Genomic DNA, 25,285 nt, shown 5'->3' with positions numbered 1-25,285 from the left:
TTAAACTTTGACAAAGCTTCTGGAAATAAAAATGCCTCTAATTATTTTAGAGGCATTTTTTTATTTAGTTAAAGCGTATTCTTTAATTAACGTTGCGGCTGGGATATGGAGTTTTTCATTTAAAACTCTAATTTGTGTTATTGTTAAGGCTCTTTTTCGTTTAAAAATTTCTGAGACTCTTGAACGACTATTTAAAATAACTCCTAAATCTGCGTCAGTAAGTCCATTTTGCTCCATCATAAATTTAATGGCTTCAATTGGATCTGGTTCTGGAATTGGGTAATGTATTTGTTCGTATTTTTCTATAAGAGTAACCAAAATATCTAATTCGTCAGCTTCATTTGTATTAGGTTTAGTGTCAAAAAGAGCATTTACTCTTTCTAAAGCTAAATCATAATCCTTGTCTGTCTTTATAGGTCTTATTTCCATGTTACAAATTTTTAATTTCCTTTAAGTTATCATATTCATTGTGAGTTCCAATGAACAGAATATAGACTATTTGAGTTTCGTAATTAATTTTAACAATTAAGCGATAATGATTTCCGCAAACATTAAAGACGACTTTGTTATTACCAACAAAATCTGCAGAACCAAATATAGATTTTATAGCATTTGAGTTTTCAAAATTATTTTTGTCAAAAACCTGAAACCAAGATAATAATTGTTGTTTTGCATTTGGATATTTCTCCCAAAAATTCTGCAATGTTCTTTTTGCTATTATTCTCATAATTAGTTATGGCAAATATAGTTATTTTTTCCCAAAAAGGGAAATATTTTAAACAGCACAAATATAAGAAAATAATTACTTTTTTCGCCTTGATAATAGAAGAAACAAAAAATGCCTCTAATTATTTTAGAGGCATTTTTTTATTTTCGTGTAAATTCGTGCAATTCGTGTTTCTAAAACAACCCGTTTAATTCAGCATCAATTCTATTGATTATGTTTCCTAAATCTTCCGGATTATCAACAAAGTTAATATTATCAACATCAATAATTAATAATTTTCCTTTTGTATAAGTCTGAACCCAAGCTTCGTATCTTTCGTTCAAACGACTTAAATAATCGATAGAAATAGAGTTTTCGTATTCGCGTCCGCGTTTGTGAATTTGTCCAACTAAATTGGGAATAGAACTTCTTAAATAAATTAATAAATCAGGAGCTTTCACTAATGACTCCATTAATTCGAATAAAGAAGTATAATTTTCGAAATCACGGCTTGTCATTAATCCCATGGAATATAAATTGGGAGCAAAGATATAAGCGTCTTCGTAAATCGTTCTGTCCTGAATAATTTTTTTACCGCTTTCACGAATTTGCTGCACTTGACGGAAACGGCTGTTCAGGAAATAAATCTGCAAATTAAAGGACCAACGTTCCATCTGGTGGTAAAAATCATCCAAATAAGGATTGTCTACTACATCTTCGTAATGAGGTTCCCATTTAAAATGTTTGGCTAATAATTTAGTTAAAGTAGTCTTTCCTGCTCCTATATTTCCTGCTATTGCTATGTGCATTACGGTGTTACGATTTTATAATTGGTGATATCTGTAGGTGTAAAAATAGATAAAATTTGGTCTTTGTAGCAGAATTTGTCAAACGATTTTTCTAAAATTTTAATTTCAGAAATTGTACTAGTATTAGTCTTACGAATGTCATTAAAATACAACAAATTAGCTTTGCTGAAAATATATTGCTGCGAATTGATTATTTCGATTTTGTCAAAATCCGGAACTTTTCCTAAAGCAGTTGTTTTTCCAAAAATATCACAAGAGAACCAATTGTTTTTTTTATCAATCCAATAAAAAGTATTGAAGTCGGTTTGGTAATATTTTATAGTTTCTGTTAATGGAGTTGAAACGGTTTTATATTCATTTTTTAAATAATCAAAAAGACAAATTTGCTGATTTAAAGAATTAAAAATCCATAACTGGTTTTGAGTTGACATTCCAATGGCTGAAACCACAATTGGAGTATCATTTAAAGAGAAATTAATCTCTGTCATTTTATTGAGTTGATTGTCGAGTAAAACAACTGTATTAAAATCTTCATAAAATAAAACGATTTTAAGCGGGTTTTGAAGATCGACTTTTGTAATTTTTCCTAATGAAACATTTTTGTATTCAAAAAATTCTTTCCCTTTAATTTTGCTGAATACATTATTTTTTATCTGGTAAGAATATCCGAAAGAATCATACCCTAAAAAGGTATCAATATCAACAGAAAAATGCAAAATAGAGGTTGGACTTATCGCTTGATTTTGCGCAGAAAGCCCGGAAAAAGAAGCGAGAATGAAAAGTAGAAATAAAAATTTTAATGCCGCTTTATTCATAAGATCTGGGTTTCTAAAGAGCCAAATTACAAAAAACTAAACTATGAATTGCTAAATGAGATAGATTTAGCTGAATTTCTCTTTTAAGCTTTTCAAAATTGTAATAGTCTTAAAAATAGGCAATTTTGTCTATATGATATCGGTATTGATATATTTAACTTTCAGTATTTTAAAATTAATAATACATTTGAGTGTAAGTTTATCGGCTTTACTCAATTTTAAAGAAAACGCAATGAAAAAAATAATCTATTATATGTCTTTAATACTTGTATTTACTCAAATGCAGGCACAAAAAGATTTTCAGGGAATGGCTGTTTATGAGTCAAAAACACAAGCGCCTAAGTTTGAAGGAATGAGAGGCAACCGTGATATCACGCCGGAAATGCAAAAAACCATGGAAGAACGAATGAAAAAAATGCTTGAAAAAACTTTTATTCTAAACTTCGATAAATCGGCTTCTATTTATAAAGAAGAAGAAAAATTAGACGCTCCTGGACAACAAGGAGGTTTTCGTGTTATGGTGAGCTCTATGATGGGTGGCGGCGGAACTTTTTATAAAGATGTAAAAGCCAAAACGTATACGGTTGACAAAGAATTTATGGGGAAAGAATTTTTGGTGATTGATTCCTTGCCAAAATTAAACTGGAAATTAGAACAGGAAACCAAACAAATTGGCGGTTATACTTGTTACAAAGCAACGGCTGTAAAGGAAGCAAGTAAAACTGATTTTAGAAACTTCAGGCCAAAAAATAACGACGATAAAAAGCCTGAAGAAAAGAAGGATGATGCCAAAAAAACTTCGGGAGAAACTAAAACCAATTTTGAAGATAATTTTGAAATGCCTAAAGAAATTACCGTTACCGCATGGTATTCGCCAGAAATTCCGGTAAATCAGGGACCGGAAAATTATTGGGGTTTACCAGGTTTGATTCTCGAAATTAATGATGGGAAAACGATTATTTTATGTTCGAAAATTGTTTTGAATGCCAAAGAAAAAGCAACCATAAAACCCCCGACAAAAGGTAAAGTAATCTCTCAAAAAGACTACGATGATACTGTAATTAAAAAAATGGAAGAGTTTAGAGAAATGAACCGCGGGCGTGCCGGCGGACCACCGCCAATGATGGGAAGATAAAGTTTATAAATTCTAAATTCCAAATTGCTTCGCCTGTTTACTATCGCTCGGGTCCAAATTCCAAAACTATCAAAATGAACAAAATACTTTGTTTCGTAGCTTTTTTATTGACTTCTGTTTCCTTTTCTCAAAGTGTGCGTTTTGATGGTTTTATTCAGGACGACCAAAAAAATCCATTAGAAATGGCCAATATTATGGCCGTAAACACAACTACAAAAGCAATGGATTCTTATGGAATTACCAATGATAAAGGAAAATTCCAACTGACCTTAAAACCCAATACGTCTTATTCGGTTAAGGTGAGTTACCTCGGAATGAAATCGAAAGAAATTGAGATCTCGACCAAAACTGAAAACATTGTTCAGAACATTGTCATGGATGATACCGGAATTGAATTGGAAGGTGTCGAAATTGTGCGCGAAATGCCTGTTTCGATAAGTGGCGATACGATTGTTTATAATGCAGATTCGTTTAAATCCGGAACAGAAAAAAAACTCGAAGATGTCCTGAAAAAACTTCCCGGAGTTGAAGTAAATGCTGATGGAGAAATTGAAGTTGAAGGAAAAAAAGTCAGCAAATTAATGGTCGAAGGAAAAGATTTTTTTGATGGAGATACCAAACTTGGCGTTAAAAATATTCCAGCCGATGCAATTGATAAAATTCAGGTTTTAAGAAATTATAATGAAGTTGGCGCATTAAAAGGGCTGGAAAATGATCAGGATAATGTGGCAATGAATATTAAACTAAAAGAAGGCAAAAAGAACTTTTGGTTTGGCGATGTAACCGCCGGAATTGGTGTTGCAGAACTCGATAGCCGTTATATTATCAACCCGAAATTGTTTTATTATAGTCCAAAATACAGCATTAATTTAATTACCAATTTTAATAATATTGGCGAATTACCACTTACGGCGCAAGATTATTTTAAGTTCACAGGAGGATTTAAAAATATGATGAAAAAAGGCGGAAGCATTTTTAATGTTTCATCAAATGATTTGGGAATTTCGGTTCTGCGCAATAATCGCGCAAAGGAAATTGAAACGAAATTTGGCGCGACAAACTTTTCTTATTCTGTAACAAAAGCATGGAATATTAGTGGTTTTGGAATTCTTTCGACTTCAAAAACAGATCTTGAAACCAAATCAGAAACGACTATTTTAGATTCTGGCGATCAGCAAAAACGAGATGAATTAACACATCAAAAAAATAATTTAGGGCTTTTTAAACTGAGTTCGACTTATAAACCAAATGATAAATTTCAGTTTGATTATGATGTTCTGACAAAAATATCCAAACAAAATGAAGATACAGATTTGCTGCGTGAATCTGTTGTTCAGAATATTTCGGACACGGAAACCATTTTAACAAATAAAAAGCAGGATCCAACATCCATAAATCAAAATTTGAGTTTGTATTACACGCAAAGTGCAAAAAATATTTTTGCTTTTGAAATGCAGCATTTGTATCAGGACGAAAATCCGTTTTATAATGCCAATTTGCGAACACAGCCTTTTGATTTATCGGGTTATATTTCTGGTCAGCAGAGAAATGATTTAAATCAGGATCGTTTCGTAAAAACCAATAAACTCGATGCGAAACTGGATTACTATTATATGGTAACGCCAAAAAGTAATATTAATATCACGTTAGGAAATACCTATTCGTATCAGGATTTTAATTCTCATATCTTTCAGATGTTAGATAATGGAAATAAAAATGATCTGAATGATCCACAGAATAACAATCAGGTTAATTATAATTTTAATGATACTTTTTTAGGCTTTCATTATAAGATTTTAACTGGAAAATTTACGCTGACGCCTGGAGTTAGTCTGCATTCGTATGCAATGACAAACACACAATTAGGTACTGATTATTCTCAAAGTTTTATGAAAGTACTGCCTGATTTTTTTGCTTTATATCAAATCAAGAAATCAGAAACACTGACGTATAATTTCTCTTTGTCTAATGATTTTACAGATATTAATCAACTCGCGGCAGGTTATGTTTTATCTGATTACAGCAGTTTATTTAGAGGAAATCGTTTCTTGGAAAATGCAACTTCGCAAGTGCATTCGCTGCGTTATTTTAAATATAATATGTTCAATTTTGAGAATATTTTTGCCAATGCAACGTATACCAAAAAAGTAGATGCCATAAAAACAGCGGCAGATTTTACCGGAATCAACCAATCATCGGTGCCTTATAATTCTAATTTGGCTGACGAAACTTTTTCAGGAATGGGAAATTACGGAAGATCTTTTTTGAAGAATTACAAAGCGTCGGTAAATGCAAGTTTCAATTGGTCTAAATTCAATAATATTCAAAATAATGAATTGGCAACTACAGAAAGTTTTGTACAGAGTTACACTGTAAAAGCCTCAACAAATTATAAAAACTTACCTAATATCGAGTTTGGTTATAATGCTTTGATTAACAAGTACAGCGGTTCAACTTATTATACAGATAAACCTTTTGCAAGATTAGATTATTATTTCCTGAATAGTTTTTCGTTTGTTTCTGAATATGAATTTTATCATTATTACAATTCAAATAAAACAGTCGATAACGAATATGATTTTTTAAGTGCGAGTTTGATTTATCAAAAAAAGGATAGCAAATGGGAATATAAAGTTTCGGCTACAAACCTTTTAAATACCACGTATCTCAATGATGACAGCTTCTCGCAGTTTTCTACAAGAGTTTCTCAATACACGGTTCAGCCTCGATACATCATCTTTTCGATGAAATATAATTTATAGTATTTTGAGTACAAAATATTAAAGTTGATGCTTGATTTCATTTTGAATCAAATATCTTTGTGCATACTACTAACAAATTAAAATCTTAGGCATGCGTAATTTTATATGGGGTTTCTCAATGTTTTTTTGTTTAATATCTGTTTCTTATTCTCAAACAAAAAATATTGAAAAAGGATCTTATTTGTCTACAAACAAAGGTCAAAAGATTAAATTAAATTTATTAGATGATAATAAATACGAATTGGTCTTTTATTCAGGCGATTATCAAATTAAAGGCGATTCATTATTATTCAGTCAAAACACAAAATCAAAATCAGAAAATGCTTTTGATTTGACTTTTAAGAATGATAAAAAAGCGCAAAAAATTAAAATTAAGTTTATAGATCCATCTTATTATGCATTCTATATTGGAACACAAAAAGGTTCTGATCCGGTTCAATATCAAAAAATTACGGATATTAGAACTACAGTAGATCCGGATTGGACAAAAACAGATTTAGAATTTGAAATAGACCGAACCGATTTTTTGTATTTGGTATATGAAGAATATCAGGGCGAAAGCAAACTTTCGAAATTTGCTTTGCCAAAAGATGTGTCAGAAATAACAATTAAATATGAACTTGATGTTTTGGGGGATTTAAAAATCTCCGGTTTCATTGATAAAGCGACAAACCAGTTGATGATTTCAGAACAATCAGGAAAAAATCCTATTCCGTTTGTAAATGAAAAAGACGTTCAGCCGGTTAAAACTTCAAAAGTGGTTCCTGTAGAAAATCAAACCATTCCAAATTGGACTTATCCGGGAAAAGAGCCTTTAATAAGCGACGATTTTGGTTCAGAAGTACCAGTAGATTCTACGGCAGTTGTCGATTATCCGTCTAATAAAATTGATTTTAAATTTAAAATCGAAAACAATCTAAAAACAGCTATTACTGCGACTAAAGCTGCAAAAACTAAATTTTTGGTGGTTTATAGTGATAGTAAAAATGCATCAGCAAAAGCAGATTTTGATGCAGTTGTAAAAGATCTTGAAGTTCAGGTTGGCTATTATATGTATGACACGTATAATCCGCAATACGATGTGTTTAATTATTATTTGGCTGGTGCCGATGATAAAAAATGGCTCAAAGCAAATAAAATCTCAGATACTCCGGGTATAATTATTTTAAATGAAGAAGGCGAAGTTTTAGCAGTTGCAAAATCTACTTTGTTGGATAAAAAATCTGAATTTACTTATTATGAAGAGTTTTCTAAAAAATTACAAAGAACTGATGCTTTACTCGCTTTCAATAAAATAATAAAAAGCAAAAAACAGGCAGATGCTGATTTGGTTCAGGCTTTTTACAAAGCATCCATTATAGATTCTAATTATGACGCAGATTATACTGCTTCAGCAGAAGTTGTTCCTACGGATTTTGTAATGACTAAAAGCATTTTAGATAAAAAAGATGTTACGCTGTCATGGAAAAAACTAATCGAAACACATCAAAAAGATAAAGAGCCAAATAGATTTTTAGTTGAAGCAATCTTAAAAGAACTTAAAAATCAGGGATTCTCTAAACAGCTTTTTAATGAAGACAAAGTTTTTAATGATACAGATTTTCTGGCTATTGATTATTTGTTAAAGCATTATGATGCTGTAGAAAAAATGAACATAGAAGATGAAAACGGAAATGCAATATCTTTATTATTTGGAAATTTAAGCTCTGAAATCGCATCAGATTTACAGCAAAATAGCGCTGCTTCTTCAGAAGGCAAAGAGAATACTGCAAATAAAAATAAAACAATTGCGATTTATAAACGATTAATTGCAACAGGAAAAGGAAGTCTGGAATGCTATAAAAATTATTTTACTTATTTAACAGCAGACAGTGAAAACAGTATCGATGATATTGTTTACTTAAAAGAATTCAGTACTTTTTTTGAGACTTATTTGTCAACAGAAAAAGGAAATGCAATTGAGCGATTAGACGCTATGTACGCAGGAATAGACGAAAGTTCAGAATACTCGTATAACGGCTGGCCAGCTTTTAAAGAATATTATTCGAACATTTCTAATTCTGCAGCCTGGTTGGTAGTTTTAAAACCTGCAAATTCTAATTTTCTAAAACCTGCAATTAATTGGTCCGAATACAGTTTGGCTGTAACCAAAAACAATCCGTATTATTTAGATACTTTGGCACAATTATATTATAAAGACGGACAAAAAGAGAAAGCAATTCAAACGCAAACTTTGGCTGTAAAATATTTAAATACTGAAGTTGAAGAAGAAACTGCAACTGAAATTCGTGAGACTTTAGATAAAATGCAAAACGGAACGTATTAAAAATAGAAACCCAACAAGTTTTTAAAATCTGTTGGGTTTAGAAAATAAAACAGGCTGTCTAAAATTTTAGACAGCCTGTTTTGTATGTATAAATCAGATTGAATTACAATCCGAATTCAGCTTTTACTTTGTCTACAAAATCAAGTTTTTCCCAGGTAAATAACTCAACAGTAACGGTTTTTACATGTCCTCCCGGAGCAGAAAAAGTTTTAGTTACCACTTCTGGCGTACGTCCCATGTGTCCGTAAGCAGCAGTTTCGCTATAGATAGGATTTCTTAATTTTAAACGTTGCTCGATAAAGTAAGGACGCATATCAAATAAAGATTCTACTTTTTTAGCGATTTCACCGTTCGTTAAATTTACTTTTGCAGTTCCGTAAGTTTCAATGAAAATTCCCATTGGTTCAGCAACTCCAATAGCGTAAGAAACCTGAACTAAGATTTCGTCAGCAACACCTGCAGCAACTAAGTTTTTAGCGATATGACGTGTAGCATAAGCAGCACTTCTATCCACTTTACTTGGATCTTTTCCAGAGAATGCACCACCACCGTGAGCACCTTTTCCACCGTAAGTATCAACAATGATTTTTCTTCCTGTTAAACCAGTATCTCCGTGAGGTCCTCCAATAACGAATTTTCCTGTTGGGTTAATATGGTAGTTGATTTTATCATTGAATAAATGAGCGTGAGCCGGGTTTTTAGCAATGATTCTTGGAATCAAAATTTCGATAATATCTTTTTTGATTTTCGCCAGCATTGTAGCTTCTTCATCAAAATCATCATGTTGAGTCGAGATTACAATCGCATCAATACGAGTTGGTTTGTTATCGTCACTATATTCTAAAGTAACCTGAGATTTTGCATCAGGACGTAAATAAGTGATTTCTTTGTTTTCACGTCTTAAAATAGCTAATTCCTGTAATAATTTATGAGATAAATCAAGTGCCAATGGCATGTAGTTTTCCGTTTCGTTAGTTGCGTAACCAAACATCATTCCCTGATCTCCAGCACCTTGCTCTTCTGGCTTAGCTCTGTCAACACCTTGATTAATATCTGCAGATTGTTCGTGAATAGCAGAAAGAATTCCACAAGAATTCGCTTCAAACATATATTCACTTTTCGTGTATCCAATTTTACGGATTACTTCACGGGCAATTTGCTGCACGTCAAGATAAGTGTTTGATTTTACTTCACCTGCTAAAATTACCTGACCAGTTGTAACAAGTGTTTCACAAGCTACTTTTGAGTCAGCATCAAATGCCAAAAAGTTATCAATTAATGCATCCGAAATTTGATCTGCAACTTTGTCTGGATGCCCTTCACTAACAGATTCTGACGTAAATAAATAAGCCATAATAATTTATTAAATTAAAATTAAGCGAGGAAAATAATTGCTGAAAATGCTAAAGGAGAGTTCCTGCTTTAGCATTTTTTACTACCGAAATTAATTTTTCAGTATTCATAACGAACCGTTTCATTATGAAGAGGTTGCAATCAGTTCAAATTTTTCCTCTGTATTCGGGTGCAAAAGTACAAAACCATTTTGATTTGCAAATTAAAGTTCTGTTTTTTTTATTTTTATAATAGAAATTTAACACTATCATACTAATTTGATAGGCTAATAGAAATATTTTGGTTTTTGTTTGGTCGATTCAAAAATAGTTTGCAAATTTGCTTCATAAAAACAAAGAAAAATGAAATTAATAGTTTGCAATATGTCTTGTAAGATGCCGGAGCCTTCCGCAGAGGAACTATTGTAGTTTTTTTTCAAAAATATATATAGAACCTCTGCAAACCGCAGGGGTTTTTTTATTTCCAAAAATGAACAAACTGTAAAATCTTTAAAGCCGGAATATTAATTAACTTTCTAAAGCAAAATTTTTGCAGGATAATTACCAGCATTTGCCGGGGTAAGAAAATTTTTAAATGTTAAATGTTATTTTTTGATTTGGTAGTTCTAAAAATAGTTTCTATATTTACTCTATCAAATTAGTCGAGTTTAAAAAAGCGAATTAATTTAAATAAAAATAAAATGAAAACAATAGCTAATAATATGATGATATGTTGTGAGATGATGCAAATGTGCATCCCAATTAGCTGTTGCCAAAAGTGAAAGAGTGAATCTTTGTTATAGTTAGAACTATAAGCCCTTTTGGTAGCCATCCGAAAGGGCTTTTTTTATTTCCACACTTTTAAATTACAAATTATGAAAACATTAAACTCAATCGCAGTAGAATATTTATTGAGAAACGATTCTCAAAAAAACAATAATAAATCAGAAGACATAACAAGAGAAGTTATCAGGATAAATGCAGAACAGCATATAAAAAGTCAAAAATCATTACTGTTTCAAATGTATGATCTTGAAGAAGAAGCAGAAGATTTTTTCGCTTAATCATTTTAATATCAATTTCAAAAATCAATAACAATATATAATAGTAACAATATTTAAAAACTAAGAAATCATGAGCACACAAAAATTCGCAACAAACGCACTACATGCAGGACACGACGTAACTAAAAACGGAAGCACAAGAGCAGTGCCAATTTATCAAACATCGTCATATGTATTTAATAATTCAGATCACGCAGCCAATTTATTTGGTCTTGCCGAAGCCGGATTTATCTATACCAGATTAAACAACCCAACAAACGATATTTTAGAACAACGGCTTGCAGCGCTTGAAGGCGGAATTGCTGCTGTTGTTACGGCTTCGGGAGCATCGGCGATTGCGACTACTTTTTTAACTTTATTAAAAGCGGGCGATCATATTGTGGCTTCAAATAGTTTATACGGAGGTACTTATAATTTATTAAAAGTGACCTTGCCACGTTTAGGAATTACAACAACATTTGTAGATCCTTCAAAACCAGAGAATTTTACAAAAGCTGCTAAAGAAAATACAAGAGCCTTTTTTGTAGAATCACTTGGAAATCCAAAATTAGATGTTTTAGACTTAAAAGGAATTTCGGCGGAAGCCAAAAACTTCAAAGTGCCTTTTATTGTAGACAATACGGTTGCTACTCCTTATTTATTAAAACCAATTGAATATGGAGCAGATATTGTAATTCACTCCTTAACCAAATATATTTCAGGAAACGGAACTTCGTTAGGCGGCGCTATTATTGATGCCGGAAATTTTGACTGGTCTAACGGAAAATTCCCTGAATTTACAGAACCTTCTGCAGGATATCACGGATTAGTATATCACGAAGCCTTAGGAAATGCAGCCTTTATTGCAAAAGCCAGAATTGAAGGTTTACGTGATTTTGGTTCCGCTTTAAGTCCGTTTAATGCATTTCAGATTATTCAGGGATTAGAAACATTGCCAATCCGAATCAAAAAACACAGTGAAAATGCTTTGGCTTTGGCCGAATGGTTAGAGCAACAAGATGAGGTAGTCTGGGTAAATTATCCAGGTTTGAAAAACAATAAATATTATGATTTAGCGCAGCAATACCTTCCGGAAGGTCAGAGTGGAATTATCACTTTTGGATTAAAAGGCGGTTTTGAAGCAGCGAAAAAAGTGGTTGACGGAACCAAATTATTCTCGCTTTTGGCCAATATTGGCGATACAAAATCATTGATTATTCATCCGGCAAGTACCACGCATCAACAATTGTCTGATGATGAGCAAATTGAAACAGGAGTTTCAAAAGATCTAATCCGACTTTCTGTTGGTATAGAGGATATCGAGGATTTAATAGCTGATTTGCAAACCGTTTTCGCAAGCGTGACCCAATCGCAATACAGCATTAATAAAAATTAGGTTTTTTTGTTTTTTGTTTGAAAAATTGCCTTTAGCAGCGTGAGTTCTGCTAGAGGTGATTTTTTATAAAAAGCAAATCTATATAAAAGTTTATTACCATATAAGTGATATAAGTTCATTTACTAGAGACGCACAGCAGTGCGTCTAAATCATAAATGTTGTGATGTTAAATGAACTTATATCACTTATGGTTTAATTAACCCAATAAATTAAAAATTATGTCAAAGCTAAAAATAAACATTATCCTTTTTGGAATTGGAAATATAGGAAGCACTTTAATCAATCAGATTATTGAGAGTCAGGAATTTTTTCTTCAAAGTAAAAATATCGATTTTCATTTTCCTATAATAACCAATTCTACTGTAGCTTTTTTCGAGAAAGAAGGCGTAGGATATGCTTGGGAAACTAATTTTCTGGAATTGGCAGTTCCTTTTAAAGTAGAAGATATTATTGAATTTGCTAAAGAAAATGAATTCGAAAACCTGATTGCGGTTGATGCAACAGCAAGTGACGAATTGATTGGCCATTATAATACGCTGATCAAAAACGGATTTAATATTGTTGCGGTAAATAAAAAAGCCAATACTTTGCCAATTGATTTGTATAAAGAGATACGCGAAAATCTTAAAAAATACGACAAGGAATTTCTTTATGAAACTTCGGTAGATACTGGATTTCCGGTTTTACAAACTTTAAGGGATTTGTATTATTCGGGAGAAAAAATCACCAAAATAAGAGGTGTTTTCTCCGATAATCTGAGTTATGTTTTTAATCGGTTTTCGAATGAAGAAAGCAGTTTTTCTTCCATCCTTAAAGATGCGAGTTTATTAGGATTAATGCGTGCTACTTTTAAAGAGGATTTGTCAGGAAATGATACAGCCAGAAAATTGCTGATTTTGACGAGGGAAATTGGTAAAGATTTTGAATTATCAGATATAAAAATCAATTCCTTAATACAGCAGGAACATTTAGAGCAAAACGGAACTTTGAATAAAGAGGCCGTTGACAGATATTTTAAAATCGCAAAAATAACCCAGGCAGATAATCATGTTTTAAGATATGTTGGCGAATTTGATATTGAACAAAATAAGCTCGAAGTCAAACTGATTTCAGAACCTGTAACATCAGCAATTGGGCAATTGAAAGGTTCAGATACAATTTTTGAAATTTACACCCAGTCTTACGCAGATGTTCCTATCGTGATTCAAAGTGCTTCAGCATGTAAACAAGCTATTTCGAGAGGAATAATAACTGATATTTTGAAAGTGGCTGAAAAAATTAAAAATAAAGAAGCTGTTTGGCTTTAAATAACGGGTAAATATTAGTTAGCGTTCTTTGATAGACTGAAACGGAAAGTGAGTTTTAGTGTTATTTTTTGTGAGTTTTTAACTTCAATTTGTTAAATTAAATTTTTGTAAGATGTTTTTTAACGTTTAAATGATGTTTTTTAACGTTTTTTACGATTAATTGCTTGAAAGTCACTTGGATTATTGAAAAAATATTCGCACATTTGTAATACCAAAGACTACCAATAAAACAAAATTTCGTATTACCTAATGTGTGTCGCGTCGGTTAAAACCGTTGAGTAAAATTTTATTATTCTTACAAATTAAAAATAAGGAGCAAGTAAAGTTTTTTAACAGTTTAGAGAGGCATATAAAATAAAAGAAATGCAAGAATTTTTTAAAATAGTAATTAAATCTCAGATGAATAAATCCTTACAGATGATGGACAAGATGTTCAATGTCGCACTTATTTGCGTGCGCGTCTGTTGATACTAAAAGATATACAAGTTTTTTAACTTAAACCCTTTTGGTATAAAAATCCAAAAGGGTTTTTTTATTTCATTTGGCAGCCATAAAAAAGATTAAACAAATAATAAAGATAATAATACACAAACTAACTTAAACTTAAATATCATGAGCACATTAAACTACTTAACAAAAACTTTTTCTACATTGAAAAACATCAGGGCTAAAAGAAACAACCCGCCGCCGCCAACAAACGAATTGGTACATCCAAGATTTGGAATAACCGAGACAGATATAAAAGCGGAGAAAAAAGAACCAAATTCTTTATTGTTTTTGATGTATTCAAAAGAGAATGAAACACTTTTTATTTAAATCAAAAAGTATCATAAAATAGGGGAATACCTGCTTAAATTTACTGGGCTAATAGTTCGGTAATTTTTCGCGTATAATAGTTTTGGTTTGAATTATCTTTAAGAAATTGAGGAATCAGTTTCGATAAAATTTGTTTGTTTAAGAAATTAGTAGTTAATTTGCACCTTTAAGTTCAAAAACGTATTGAAATGTTATAAAGAAAGGACGAGGGATTAGACCCGATGAATCCTTAGCAACCCTTCGTTAAATCGAAGAAGGTGCTGCATTCTACCACGCCCAAACGTGGAAAGATAACAACAAGAATTTTTCTAGTTTCACTCTAGACTTTCTTTCTAATATTTCCACATACAAATCAATAATAAAAAGATTTGAAATTGGAAAGTATACCAAATCCCATTATAATTCAAGATTTCATCACAGAGAGTGGTGCGATATATCCGTCGTTACCGTTAAGTTTTACACTTTCTGGTTTGCCATTATATACAGCGCCCATAGTTCTGGTAAACCACGCCCTAACCGGAAATGCTCAGGTTACGGGCGAAAACGGTTGGTGGAATGACTTAATTGGTCCGGAAAAAACAATTGATACTGATAAATATACCATATTGGCATTCGACGTTCCGGGCAACGGAAACAATTCGTTCATCATTAAAAACTATCAGGATTTTACAACCAGAGATGTTGCCCGAATTTTTATCAAAGGAATTGAAGCCTTAAAAATTGAGCAGGTTTATGCCATAATAGGCGGTTCTGTTGGCGGTGGAATTGCCTGGGAAATTCTGGCATTAGAACCAAATATCACAGAGCATTTAATTCCGATTGCAACAGATTGGAAATCGACAGACTGGATGATTGCCAATTGTTATTTGCAGGAACAAATCCTGAATAATTCTTCGAAACCAATTGAAGACGCCAGAATTCACGCCATGTTATGTTACCGCTCGCCCGAATCATTCAAAGAAAAATTTCAACGTACGATTAATCAGGATCTTTTGATTTTTAATATCGAAAGCTGGTTGGCGCATCACGGCAAGAAATTGCAAAAAAGATATCAATTGGCTTCTTACAAGTTAATGAACCAATTGCTTAAAACGATAGATATTACCAGAAATAGCGCCGATTTCGAAACATTAATATCCAAAACAAATGCGGCGATTCATATTGTTGCCATAAATTCAGATTTGTTTTTTACACCAAAAGAAAATCTGGAAACCTTTAATGAATTAAAAAAGTTTAAAGACAATGTTTTTTACAGCGAAATAGATTCGGTTCACGGACATGATGCTTTTTTAATCGAGTACAAACAATTAGATCATTTACTTGCCGATATTTTTAAGGCAGAAACAATAGAAAAATAAAATGAAAATATTAAAATTTGGAGGTAAATCGTTATCAAACGGAGAAGGACTTAACAAAGTAGTTTCAATCATTTTAGATAAAGTAAATCAAGGAGAAAAAATAGCAGTTGTCGTTTCGGCCCGAGGAAATGCAACAGATGAATTAGAAGATATTTTAAGAATTGCCGCTAAAAACGGAAATTACAAACCTTTACTAGAAAGCTTTAAAGCGTATCAGATTTCAGATTATCCGGAAGTTGATTTATCAGAAGAGTTTAATATTTTAGATAAACTTTTTGAAGGTGTAAGCCTTATTGGTGATTACAGCAATAAAATTAAAGATCAGATTTTGTCAAAAGGAGAATTGCTTTCGGCTAAATTATTGACTTCAATTTTAATCGAAAAAGGCATTCCTGCGAATTTTGTCGATACAAGAGAATTATTAAAAACTGATTCAAAATTTGGAGATGCACAACCTTTAGAACAGCTTTCTAAGAAAAACGTAATCAATTATTTCAAACTTCATAACGGAGAAACCGTTAATATTGTAACCGGTTTTATTGGTTCAAACAATAATAACGACACCACAACTTTAGGAAGAAACGGAAGCAATTATACAGCTTCGTTAATTGCTAATTATCTGAATGCCGAGGAACTTCAAAACTTCACTCACGTTGACGGAATTTATACTGCAAATCCGGATTTGGTTGCCGATGCTAAAAAAATCGAATATTTATCGTTTAACGAAGCAAATGAGCTGGCTAATTTTGGAGCAACAATTCTGCACGCCAAAACGATTATTCCGTTATTAGAAAAAAATATTCCGCTTCGTATTTTAAATACATTCAATCATGAAAATCGCGGAACTTTAATTACTTCAGATTCGGCTAAAGAAGGAATTAAAACACTTTCTGTTTTAGAAAATGTTTCTCTTGTAAATCTTGAAGGACGCGGATTACTTGGGAAATCCGGTGTCGATGCCCGAATTTTTAAAGTTATGGGCGATCATAATATCAGTGTAAGTATTATTTCGCAAGGTTCTTCAGAAAGAGGAATTGGACTTGTTGTAGCAACTGAAAAAGCTACATTGGCAATGGTTGAGTTAGAAAAAGAGTTCGAAAACGACTTTTATTCTAAAGATGTAAATCAAATTACAGTGACCGATAATGTTTCTGTTATTTCAATCATTGGTCAGGATTTAAGTACTTTCCACAAACCATATACTGCTTTAATCAAAAATAAGATTGTTCCGATATTATTCAACAACACCGTTACAGGTAAAAACGTGAGTTTAGTTGTTAAAAAAGAAGAATTAAACAAAGCTTTAAATGTAATTCACGGTGAGATTTTTGGTGTTTCTAAAAAAATCAATATTGCTATTTTCGGTCACGGATTAGTTGGAGGAACATTAATTAATCAAATTTTAGAGTCGGCTTCAGCAATCGAAAAACGTAAAGGGGTTAAACTGAATGTTTTTGCCATTGCAAATTCTAAAAAACTAATTTTAAACAGAAATGGCGTAACTTCAAACTGGAAAAATGATATTGCAGCTAAAGGCGAAGGATATACGATTAAAGACATTATTGCTTATGCAAATGAATATCATTTAGAGAATTTAATTGCAATTGATAATACTGCAAGTGCCACTTTTGTAGAAAATTATATACCGCTTATTGAAAGTAGTTTCGACTTGATCTCATCTAATAAAGTGGCCAATACATTAAGTTATGGTTTCTATAAAGAAATCAGAAAATCTTTAGAAGAAAATCAAAAGAACTATTTGTATGAAACCAATGTTGGTGCAGGTTTGCCATTAATTGATACGATAAAATTATTACATCTTTCAGGAGAAAATATCACAAAAATAAAAGGAGTTTTCTCCGGAACATTGAGTTATTTATTTAATAATTTCTCTGCAAAAGATGCTCCGTTTAGCCAAATTTTGCAAGAAGCAATTGATAACGGCTATACAGAACCGGATCCGCGTGAGGATTTATGCGGAAATGATGTGGGAAGAAAATTATTGATTTTAGCAAGAGAATTAGATCTTCAAAATGAGTTTGAAGAAATCTCTATTCAGAATTTAATTCCGGAACATTTACGCGACGGAAATGTTTCTGATTTCTTAACAAAACTAAAAGAATTTGACCCAATTTATGAGAAAATAAAAGCAGATCAGAAACCAAATCACGTATTAAGATACATTGGTGAATTATCCGGAGATTTGCAAAATGACAAGGGAATTCTGGAAGTAAAATTAGTTTCAGTACCTTCAGATACGGCGCTAGGCGGATTGAAAGGTTCAGATTCTTTCTTCGAAATTTACACAGAATCTTACGGAGACCGACCAATCGTAATTCAGGGAGCCGGTGCAGGTTCTGCTGTTACAGCGAGAGGCGTTTTTGGAGATATTTTGAGATTATCTGACAAAGGATAATATTGAATTTTAGATTTTAGTCCCGAAGCCTCGGGATAGATTTTAGATTTACTGAGTTTCTAAATCGGTTTCAGTTTGTCATTTCGAGGAACGAGAAATCTCCGCAAGAAACTCTATAAAGATTGGCAACATTTGGAATGGAGCTACTTGCGAAGATTTCTCCTCCGTCGAAATGACAAGATTGTAAATAAAAAAAAGAAAAAACATAACATGAAAGTAACCTTAAACAGAGTAAACGACGCGTTTCATTTCAAATTAAAAAATGAAAGAGGTCATATAGTTGATGTTGACAGCAGAGCCGAATTTGGCGGAAGCGATTTAGGTGCAAGTCCGATGGAATTAGTATTAATGGGCGTTGCGGGATGCAGCGCGATTGATATGATTTCGATTTTAAAGAAACAACGTCAGGAAATAACGTCATTTAACGCTGAGGTCGAAGGCGAACGCGTAAAAGTTGGAGAAGCAACACCATTTAAAGAAATCAATGTGGTTTTTTATATGGAAGGCGATATTAACCCTGAAAAAGCACAAAAAGCTGCACAGCTTTCTTTCGAGAAATATTGCTCAGTTGCTAAAACAGTTGAACCTACAGCAACCATAAAATATAAAGTTGTATTGAACAACGAACAATTATAAGAATTAGAAAATGAGTCAATTAGAGAATTAGATAATTTTTGGATTGACTAAAAAAGACTTACTTGTTTACGTTTCAATCATGGTTTTTACGTACCGTATAAACCAGAAACTTGAAACCTGAAACAAAAAAAAACAAAAATTAAAATGAACGAACAAGAATTTGGTTTTGAAACCTTAGCCATACGTACACATTTAGAAAAATCACAATTTCAGGAACATTCAACTCCTTTGTATTTATCATCAAGTTTTGTATTTGAAGATGCTGAGGATATGAGAGCTTCTTTTACAGAAGAAAAAGTCCGCAATATTTACTCGCGTTTTAGCAACCCAAATACAACGGAGTTTGTAGATAAGGTTTGCGCTATGGAAGGTGCTGAAGCCGGTTATGCTTTTGCAACCGGAATGGCTGCTATATATTCAACTTTTGCTGCATTGCTGGATTCTGGCGATCATATTGTTTCTGCAGGAAGCGTTTTTGGATCGACTCATGCTTTGTTTATGACGTATTTTCCAAAATGGAATATTGAAACAACTTATTTTGATATCAATAAACCGGAAACAATCGAAAGTTTTATTAAGCCAAATACGAAAATTCTATATGCTGAAACACCTACAAATCCTGGTGTAGACGTAGTAGATTTAGAATTATTGGGTCAAATTGCCAAAAGACACAATCTGATTTTAATAATTGACAATTGCTTTGCGACGCCATATATTCAGCAGCCTATTAAATATGGCGCAGATATAGTGATTCATTCTGCTACAAAATTAATTGACGGCCAAGGTCGTGTTTTAGGCGGAGTTGCAGTTGGAAATGCAGAGTTAATTCGTAAAATATACTTGTTTTCAAGAAATACAGGACCTGCAATGTCACCATTTAATGCGTGGGTTTTATCAAAAAGTTTAGAAACTTTGGCTGTTCGTGTTGACAGACATTGCGAAAATGCATTAATAGTAGCCGAATTTCTAGAAGCACATCCAAATGTAAATAGTGTGAAATATCCGTTTTTAAAATCACATCCAAAATATGAAATTGCCAAAAAACAAATGCTTTTAGGCGGTAACATTATTGCATTTGAAATTAAAGGCGGAATTGAAGCAGGAAGAAAATTTCTGGATAAAATAAAACTTTGTTCATTATCTGCAAATATCGGAGATGTAAAAACTATTGTAACGCATCCTGCATCAACAACACACAGTAAATTGTCTGTTGAAGAAAAATTAGCAGTCGGAATTACGGAAGGTTTAGTGCGTGTTTCTGTAGGTTTAGAAACCGTAAAAGATGTAATTGCTGATTTAGAGCAAGCGCTTTCTTAAAAAATTTAGATTTACAAATTATAAAATGACGATTTTTAACTGTAATTATTTTACAGTTGAAAATCGTTATTTTATTTTAGATTTGTTTTAAGCAATAGTATATTATATTATCAGAAGGATTGTAAAAGATAAAACAACAAAAATTAATATGACCAAATCTATTTATGTTATAGAAAAGAAATTATTGGCTTCTGATGCAGATCGTTTTTTGAATTGTATTTTGGATCTCTTTTTTGTTTTTGTTACCATATTCATTTTTAGTTTTTTCGTTGTAATTGTTGGTAATATTTTTAATTGGGATATATTTTCAATTTGGGAGAAAATGGTCATTAATGATACCTATTTAGTTTTATTGGTTTTTTTAATGCTTAATTATCTAGTTTTGGAATCGTTTTTTGGAAGATCATTTGGTAAATTAATTACCAGAACAATTGTCGTTAATGAAAACGGACTTAAGCCTGGTTTTGAATTTATTCTTTTACGAACTTTATGTCGTTTGATTCCGTTTGATGGATTATCTTTTTTAGGAAAATCAGGAAGAATATGGCATGATTCCCTTTCCAAAACGTATGTTGTCAATAGAAAAGAGTTAAAAGAAGCAATAAAATTATGGTATGATTTGAATTTAATTGGTAATAACGAATTAGATTGATAGATTAAGTAGAATATAAAATCTTATTCTGTTAGTATTCTCGTATAAAAAGCCTATTTTTGTTGCAGAAAAATATAGGGTTTGTTGATTTGGATCAGAAATCTAAAATCTAACCCCAACAATCTAAAATTTATATACGTGCTTTCAAAGAAAACAAAATACGGAATTAAAGCTTTAACCTATTTAGCCCGACGTGAAAATAATGATCCCGTACAAATTGCTGAAATTGCAAAAAGTGAACATATTTCAATTAAGTTCTTAGAAAGTATTTTACTCTTGCTTAGAAATTCCGGTTTTCTAGGTGCCAAAAAAGGAAAAGGCGGAGGTTATTATCTGATAAAAGATCCAAAAGATATCAGCATGGCCAAAGTATATCGTATTCTCGAAGGACCAATCGCATTATTACCTTGTGCAAGTCATAACTTTTATGAAAAATGTGACGATTGCGATGACGAAACCACTTGTGCAGCAAGGCGTTTAATGACAGAAGTAAGAGATAATACGCTTAAAATTCTCGAAAGTAATTCATTGGCAGATATTGCATTTTAATCCATTCTTTTTTTAAATAAATAGAAAAATCCCATTTCAATTTTAATGAAATGGGCATTTTTTTATGATCTAAAATGTATTTTTTTTAAAAAACCAATTTATATCCAGCGATAAAAAGCATTATTGCAATTGCATTTCTAAGAAATAAGTCAGGCACTTTCCCGCTTAACATGCTTCCTATAAAAATTCCGGGAAGCGATCCCATCAATAGTTGACCTAATAAAACCAAATCTAAATTCCCCATAGAAGCGTGACCAATTCCTGCAACCAGCGTTAAAGGAACGGCATGAGCAATCTCGGTTCCAACCAAACGAGGTGTTGGCAAAAGCGGATAAAGGAAAAACAAAGTAACCGTACCCAAAGCGCCGGCTCCAATAGATGTTAGCGTTACAGTTGCGCCCAACAATACACCAATCCCGATAGTTAACATATTTTGCGTATGACTTTCGCTGTGAAATTTATCTCCGGCATGTTTTTGAGAAAGTACTAATAATTTCTTTTTAAATAAAATAGCTATAGATGTAAAAAGCAATGCCCAGCCTAAACTGTATTTTATAACAGCATTTATAGTCGAAATATCGGTTTTAATGCTGTTTAATATCCATAAAGTAATCAAAGCAGCAGGAACACTGCCTAAAGTAAGCCAGCCTGTAATCGTCCAGTTTATATTTCCTTTTTTATGATGCACAAATACACCTCCCATTTTGGTAAAAGCAGCATATAATAAATCGGTTCCAACTGCTGTTGTGGGTGGAATTCCAAAATATAATAAAATTGGAGTCATTAAAGAGCCGCCTCCTACACCTGTTAATCCCACTACAAATCCCACTACTAAACCGGCAATTATAAGACCTATCTGAAAATCCATACATAAAAATTTGCGGTAAAAATAGGAAGTATTTTATAATTATCCTATGGATGTGGTAGACTTTAAGGATCTATTTTAAAAAGAAAAATAATCAAGGGAATATATTGCTGTTAATCAGTCATATACGATTTTTAACTTATTAAGTTGATTTGTTAAATTCTTTAAACGACTCTCTTAGTTAATCTTATGATAGTTAGAAGTGTAAAATTTTTAAATATTGCTTTGATATTTAGAAATAAGTAGTATTTTTGCATTGTAATCTACTAAGCCGATAGGGTAATGGATTTTTTAAAGAGAAACATAAGATTATGGAGAAAGAACTGAAATTGAATAGTTTTGATGTTAAGGCTGATACAACAATAAAAGAAAAGTTATGGGTTATAATACCTGTAGTTTTATTAATTGGATTATTAGGAACATTAATCTATAATCATTACGCTGAATTTACCTGGAACGGATTTGTTGGAGGTTTTAATCAGGAGTTTTTGGTCTTTTTCTTAATCGGTATTTTTGCTCAATTGGTAGATGGTACTTTAGGAATGGGTTACGGAGCAACTTCTACTTCATTTTTATTGGCTTACGGAGTTCCGCCAGTTGTGAGCAGTACGGCAGTTCACGTATCTGAAATGTTTACAACAGGAGCATCAGCACTTTCTCATCATCGATTTGGGAACATCAATAAAAAACTGGTAAAACACTTGTTGATTCCGGGAGTTTTGGGTTCAATAACCGGAGCTTATTTATTGTCTGATGTTATTAATGGCGATGTTATCAAGCCATTTATTGCAGTTTATATGATTGTTTTGGCAGTTATTATTATTAGAAAAGCTTTAGCTAAAACGATAATTAAAAAGAAAACTAAAAAATTAGGTTTTCTGGCCACTTTTGGAGGTTTCATGGATGCTGTTGGTGGCGGAGGCTGGGGACCAATCGTAACCTCAACATTGTTAGGAAGAGGAAGAAATCCAAGATATACAATAGGTTCTGTGAACGCTGCTGAATTTGCAGTTTCATTTGCAAGTGGAATCACTTTTATGATTTTTGGAGGAATTCACGGTTGGCAGGTTATTATAGGTTTGATTTTAGGAGGAGTAATTGCAGCACCAATTGGCGCTTATCTGGTAAATAAAATCAAAAGAAAACCAATGATGATTGCAGTTGGAATTTTAATTATACTATTGAGTTTAAAAACATTATCTAAATTATTGTAATATTTTTTAGAAGGAAAGAAAAAGAATATGAGCGAGACAATTATACAATCATTGTTAGATAAAACGAAGGATTTTTCGCTTGACGAAACATTAGCTTTTTTAGCTAAAGAATATCCGGGAAAAGTAATTTTTTCGACTTCTTTTGGTCAGGAAGATCAGGTAATTACAGATTTTATTGCAAAAAGTAATCAGGATATTACCATTTTTACATTAGATACAGGAAGATTATTTCAGGAAACTTATGATGTTTTTCATAAGACTTTAAAGAAATACAAAAAACAGATTGAAGTTTATTTTCCGGAAGCAACAGCGGTAGAAAGTTTACTGAAAGAAAAAGGACCAAACAGCTTTTACGATTCGGTTGAAAACAGAAAAGAATGTTGTTTCATCCGTAAAGTAGTTCCGTTGAGAAAAGCTTTAGCAGGAAATTCAGTTTGGATTACAGGTTTGAGAGCAGAACAATCGGAGAACAGACATGATCTTCAATTATTTGAATACGACGGAGGTTTTGGAATTATCAAATTCAATCCATTATTAAAATGGTCTTTAGAAGAAGTTGAAACCTATTTATCAGAAAACAACGTTCCTCAAAATGCCTTACACAAAAAAGGTTTCGTAAGTATTGGATGTGCGCCTTGTACAAGAGCGATTTTCCCCGGAGAAGATATCAGAGCCGGAAGATGGTGGTGGGAATCAAGTCATAAAGAATGTGGGTTGCATAGCGCTAAGAAAGAGTAAAGAGAATAGAGTAAAGAGTAAAGAATCAAGAATTAAGATTTTAGACTAAAAGTTCCGGAGGAACGGTTCATATTGTAGCGTCGGGTTTTAATCCGATGGAGAAGATTAGAATTAAGAATAAAAAATAGTAGCGGAGAGATTTAGATAAGGGACAGCCTTGAACCTGAAACTTGAAACTTTTTAAACAAATAAAAATGAGTTCAGTATTAAAAACAAACGCTTTAGAGAGTGAAGCGATATACATTTTCAGAGAAGTAATTTCACAGTTTGACAAACCGGTTTTGCTTTTTTCTGGAGGAAAAGATTCTATAACATTAGTGCGTTTGGCGCAAAAAGCATTTTTTCCTGCAAAAATTCCGTTTCCTCTTTTGCACGTTGATACGGGACATAATTTTCCTGAAACAATCGCTTTCAGAGATAAATTGGTTGAAGAATTAGGATTAGAATTAATCGTTCGTAATGTTCAGGATGCTATTGATGAAGGAAAAGTGGTAGAAGAAACTGGGAAATATTCTAGTAGAAACAGCTTACAGACAATCACGCTTTTAGATGCAATCGAAGAATTTAAGTTTGATGCTTGTATCGGTGGTGCGCGTCGTGATGAAGAAAAAGCAAGAGCAAAAGAACGTATTTTTTCAGTTCGTGACGATTTTGGTCAATGGGACGAAAAAAATCAACGTCCGGAATTGTTTGATATTTTGAACGGAAAAATAGAAAATGGTCAAAACGTTCGTGTTTTCCCAATTTCAAACTGGACAGAATTAGATGTTTGGAGTTATATCGAAAAAGAACATATTGAAATTCCGTCGATTTATTTTTCACATAAAAGAAAAGTTTTTTTGAGAGACGGTTTAATCTGGTCGCATTCTCCTTATGTGTATCAGGAAGAAGACGAGCAAATCGAAGAAAGAATTGTTCGTTTCAGAACCGTTGGAGATATGAGTTGTACAGCTGCTGTTGAATCATATGCAGCAACAATCCAGGAAGTTGTTGGAGAAATCAGAACTTCGACTATTTCTGAAAGAGGTGCCAGAATCGACGACAAACGTTCTGAAGCTGCGATGGAAAAGAGAAAACAACAAGGGTACTTTTAA

At 32.4% G+C, this 25,285-nt stretch carries 22 protein-coding genes and 1 riboswitch; of the genes, 16 read left to right on the top strand and 6 right to left on the bottom strand.

What is annotated here, in order from left to right; translation table 11 throughout:
* Nucleotides 1-60 precede the first annotated feature (60 nt).
* From ACZ0AH_RS20960 to ACZ0AH_RS20945, 4 genes are all read right to left on the bottom strand, one after another.
* Entirely contained in the window at nt 61-429 is a 369-nt protein-coding gene (locus ACZ0AH_RS20960; RefSeq protein ID WP_463477694.1) for a helix-turn-helix domain-containing protein, read from the bottom strand.
* Nucleotide 430: 1 nt separating this feature from the next.
* Nucleotides 431-727, bottom strand: coding sequence for a type II toxin-antitoxin system HigB family toxin (locus ACZ0AH_RS20955; RefSeq protein ID WP_463477693.1), 297 nt, complete (start codon nt 725-727; stop codon nt 431-433).
* A 173-nt stretch (nt 728-900) separates the two neighbouring features.
* Nucleotides 901-1,515: a deoxynucleoside kinase gene (locus tag ACZ0AH_RS20950; protein WP_026983862.1), complete on the bottom strand. Its 615-nt coding sequence runs from the start codon at nt 1,513-1,515 to the stop codon at nt 901-903.
* Nucleotides 1,515-2,330, bottom strand: coding sequence for a hypothetical protein (locus tag ACZ0AH_RS20945; protein WP_463477692.1), 816 nt, complete (start codon nt 2,328-2,330; stop codon nt 1,515-1,517). The genes ACZ0AH_RS20950 and ACZ0AH_RS20945 overlap by 1 nt, the downstream gene beginning before the upstream one ends.
* Nucleotides 2,331-2,562: 232 nt before the next feature.
* On the opposite strand from ACZ0AH_RS20945, the gene ACZ0AH_RS20940 reads away from it, so the two are divergent.
* The 3 genes from ACZ0AH_RS20940 to ACZ0AH_RS20930 all read left to right on the top strand — a co-directional run bounded on the left by ACZ0AH_RS20940 (nt 2,563) and on the right by ACZ0AH_RS20930 (nt 8,553).
* Nucleotides 2,563-3,465: a GLPGLI family protein gene (locus ACZ0AH_RS20940; RefSeq protein ID WP_463477690.1), complete on the top strand. Its 903-nt coding sequence runs from the start codon at nt 2,563-2,565 to the stop codon at nt 3,463-3,465.
* A gap of 74 nt (nt 3,466-3,539) precedes the next feature.
* Nucleotides 3,540-6,227: a carboxypeptidase-like regulatory domain-containing protein gene (locus ACZ0AH_RS20935; protein WP_463477689.1), complete on the top strand. Its 2,688-nt coding sequence runs from the start codon at nt 3,540-3,542 to the stop codon at nt 6,225-6,227.
* A 91-nt stretch (nt 6,228-6,318) separates the two neighbouring features.
* Complete coding sequence (locus ACZ0AH_RS20930) at nt 6,319-8,553, top strand: hypothetical protein (RefSeq protein ID WP_463477688.1); 2,235 nt, start codon at nt 6,319-6,321, stop codon at nt 8,551-8,553.
* 103 nt (nt 8,554-8,656) lie between these two features.
* Here the strand turns inward: ACZ0AH_RS20930 and metK are convergent, their stop codons facing one another.
* Nucleotides 8,657-9,907: a methionine adenosyltransferase gene (gene metK, locus ACZ0AH_RS20925; RefSeq protein WP_463477687.1), complete on the bottom strand. Its 1,251-nt coding sequence runs from the start codon at nt 9,905-9,907 to the stop codon at nt 8,657-8,659.
* Nucleotides 9,908-10,759: 852 nt separating this feature from the next.
* Here metK and ACZ0AH_RS20920 point away from each other — a divergent pair.
* The 10 genes from ACZ0AH_RS20920 (at nt 10,760) to ACZ0AH_RS20875 (ending at nt 21,374) form a co-directional block, all read left to right on the top strand.
* Entirely contained in the window at nt 10,760-10,948 is a 189-nt protein-coding gene (locus ACZ0AH_RS20920; RefSeq protein WP_463477686.1) for a hypothetical protein, read from the top strand.
* A 70-nt stretch (nt 10,949-11,018) separates the two neighbouring features.
* Nucleotides 11,019-12,323: an O-acetylhomoserine aminocarboxypropyltransferase/cysteine synthase family protein gene (locus ACZ0AH_RS20915; protein ID WP_463477685.1), complete on the top strand. Its 1,305-nt coding sequence runs from the start codon at nt 11,019-11,021 to the stop codon at nt 12,321-12,323.
* Nucleotides 12,324-12,541: 218 nt separating this feature from the next.
* Entirely contained in the window at nt 12,542-13,630 is a 1,089-nt protein-coding gene (locus tag ACZ0AH_RS20910) for a homoserine dehydrogenase family protein (RefSeq protein ID WP_463477684.1), read from the top strand.
* 612 nt (nt 13,631-14,242) lie between these two features.
* The gene (locus ACZ0AH_RS20905; RefSeq protein WP_463477683.1) at nt 14,243-14,446 is read left to right on the top strand and encodes a hypothetical protein; all 204 of its coding nucleotides are present in this window, start codon (nt 14,243-14,245) and stop codon (nt 14,444-14,446) included.
* A gap of 188 nt (nt 14,447-14,634) precedes the next feature.
* Nucleotides 14,635-14,743: riboswitch (SAM riboswitch) on the top strand.
* A gap of 71 nt (nt 14,744-14,814) precedes the next feature.
* Nucleotides 14,815-15,804, top strand: a complete 990-nt coding sequence (locus ACZ0AH_RS20900; protein ID WP_463477682.1) for an alpha/beta fold hydrolase — start codon at nt 14,815-14,817, stop codon at nt 15,802-15,804.
* Nucleotide 15,805: 1 nt separating this feature from the next.
* On the top strand, nt 15,806-18,220 hold the full coding sequence (gene thrA, locus ACZ0AH_RS20895) for a bifunctional aspartate kinase/homoserine dehydrogenase I (RefSeq protein WP_463477681.1): 2,415 nt from the start codon (nt 15,806-15,808) through the stop codon (nt 18,218-18,220).
* A gap of 210 nt (nt 18,221-18,430) precedes the next feature.
* Nucleotides 18,431-18,856, top strand: a complete 426-nt coding sequence (locus ACZ0AH_RS20890) for an OsmC family protein (RefSeq protein ID WP_463477680.1) — start codon at nt 18,431-18,433, stop codon at nt 18,854-18,856.
* A 144-nt stretch (nt 18,857-19,000) separates the two neighbouring features.
* The gene (locus tag ACZ0AH_RS20885; protein WP_463477679.1) at nt 19,001-20,173 is read left to right on the top strand and encodes a trans-sulfuration enzyme family protein; all 1,173 of its coding nucleotides are present in this window, start codon (nt 19,001-19,003) and stop codon (nt 20,171-20,173) included.
* A 148-nt stretch (nt 20,174-20,321) separates the two neighbouring features.
* On the top strand, nt 20,322-20,825 hold the full coding sequence (locus ACZ0AH_RS20880) for an RDD family protein (protein ID WP_463477678.1): 504 nt from the start codon (nt 20,322-20,324) through the stop codon (nt 20,823-20,825).
* A gap of 138 nt (nt 20,826-20,963) precedes the next feature.
* Nucleotides 20,964-21,374: an RrF2 family transcriptional regulator gene (locus tag ACZ0AH_RS20875; protein ID WP_099710601.1), complete on the top strand. Its 411-nt coding sequence runs from the start codon at nt 20,964-20,966 to the stop codon at nt 21,372-21,374.
* Between the two features lie 85 nt (nt 21,375-21,459).
* Here the strand turns inward: ACZ0AH_RS20875 and ACZ0AH_RS20870 are convergent, their stop codons facing one another.
* On the bottom strand, nt 21,460-22,242 hold the full coding sequence (locus ACZ0AH_RS20870) for a sulfite exporter TauE/SafE family protein (RefSeq protein WP_463477677.1): 783 nt from the start codon (nt 22,240-22,242) through the stop codon (nt 21,460-21,462).
* 308 nt (nt 22,243-22,550) lie between these two features.
* On the opposite strand from ACZ0AH_RS20870, the gene ACZ0AH_RS20865 reads away from it, so the two are divergent.
* From ACZ0AH_RS20865 to cysD, 3 genes are all read left to right on the top strand, one after another.
* Complete coding sequence (locus tag ACZ0AH_RS20865) at nt 22,551-23,453, top strand: sulfite exporter TauE/SafE family protein (protein ID WP_463477676.1); 903 nt, start codon at nt 22,551-22,553, stop codon at nt 23,451-23,453.
* 27 nt (nt 23,454-23,480) lie between these two features.
* Nucleotides 23,481-24,191, top strand: coding sequence for a phosphoadenylyl-sulfate reductase (locus ACZ0AH_RS20860; protein ID WP_463477675.1), 711 nt, complete (start codon nt 23,481-23,483; stop codon nt 24,189-24,191).
* A gap of 194 nt (nt 24,192-24,385) precedes the next feature.
* Nucleotides 24,386-25,285, top strand: a complete 900-nt coding sequence (cysD, locus tag ACZ0AH_RS20855) for a sulfate adenylyltransferase subunit CysD (RefSeq protein ID WP_056190245.1) — start codon at nt 24,386-24,388, stop codon at nt 25,283-25,285.

It is taken from the genome of Flavobacterium sp. AC105 (assembly GCF_979258495.1).
Note: the sequence above shows the minus strand (reverse complement) of the source record. Positions and strands in the feature narration are given on the sequence as shown.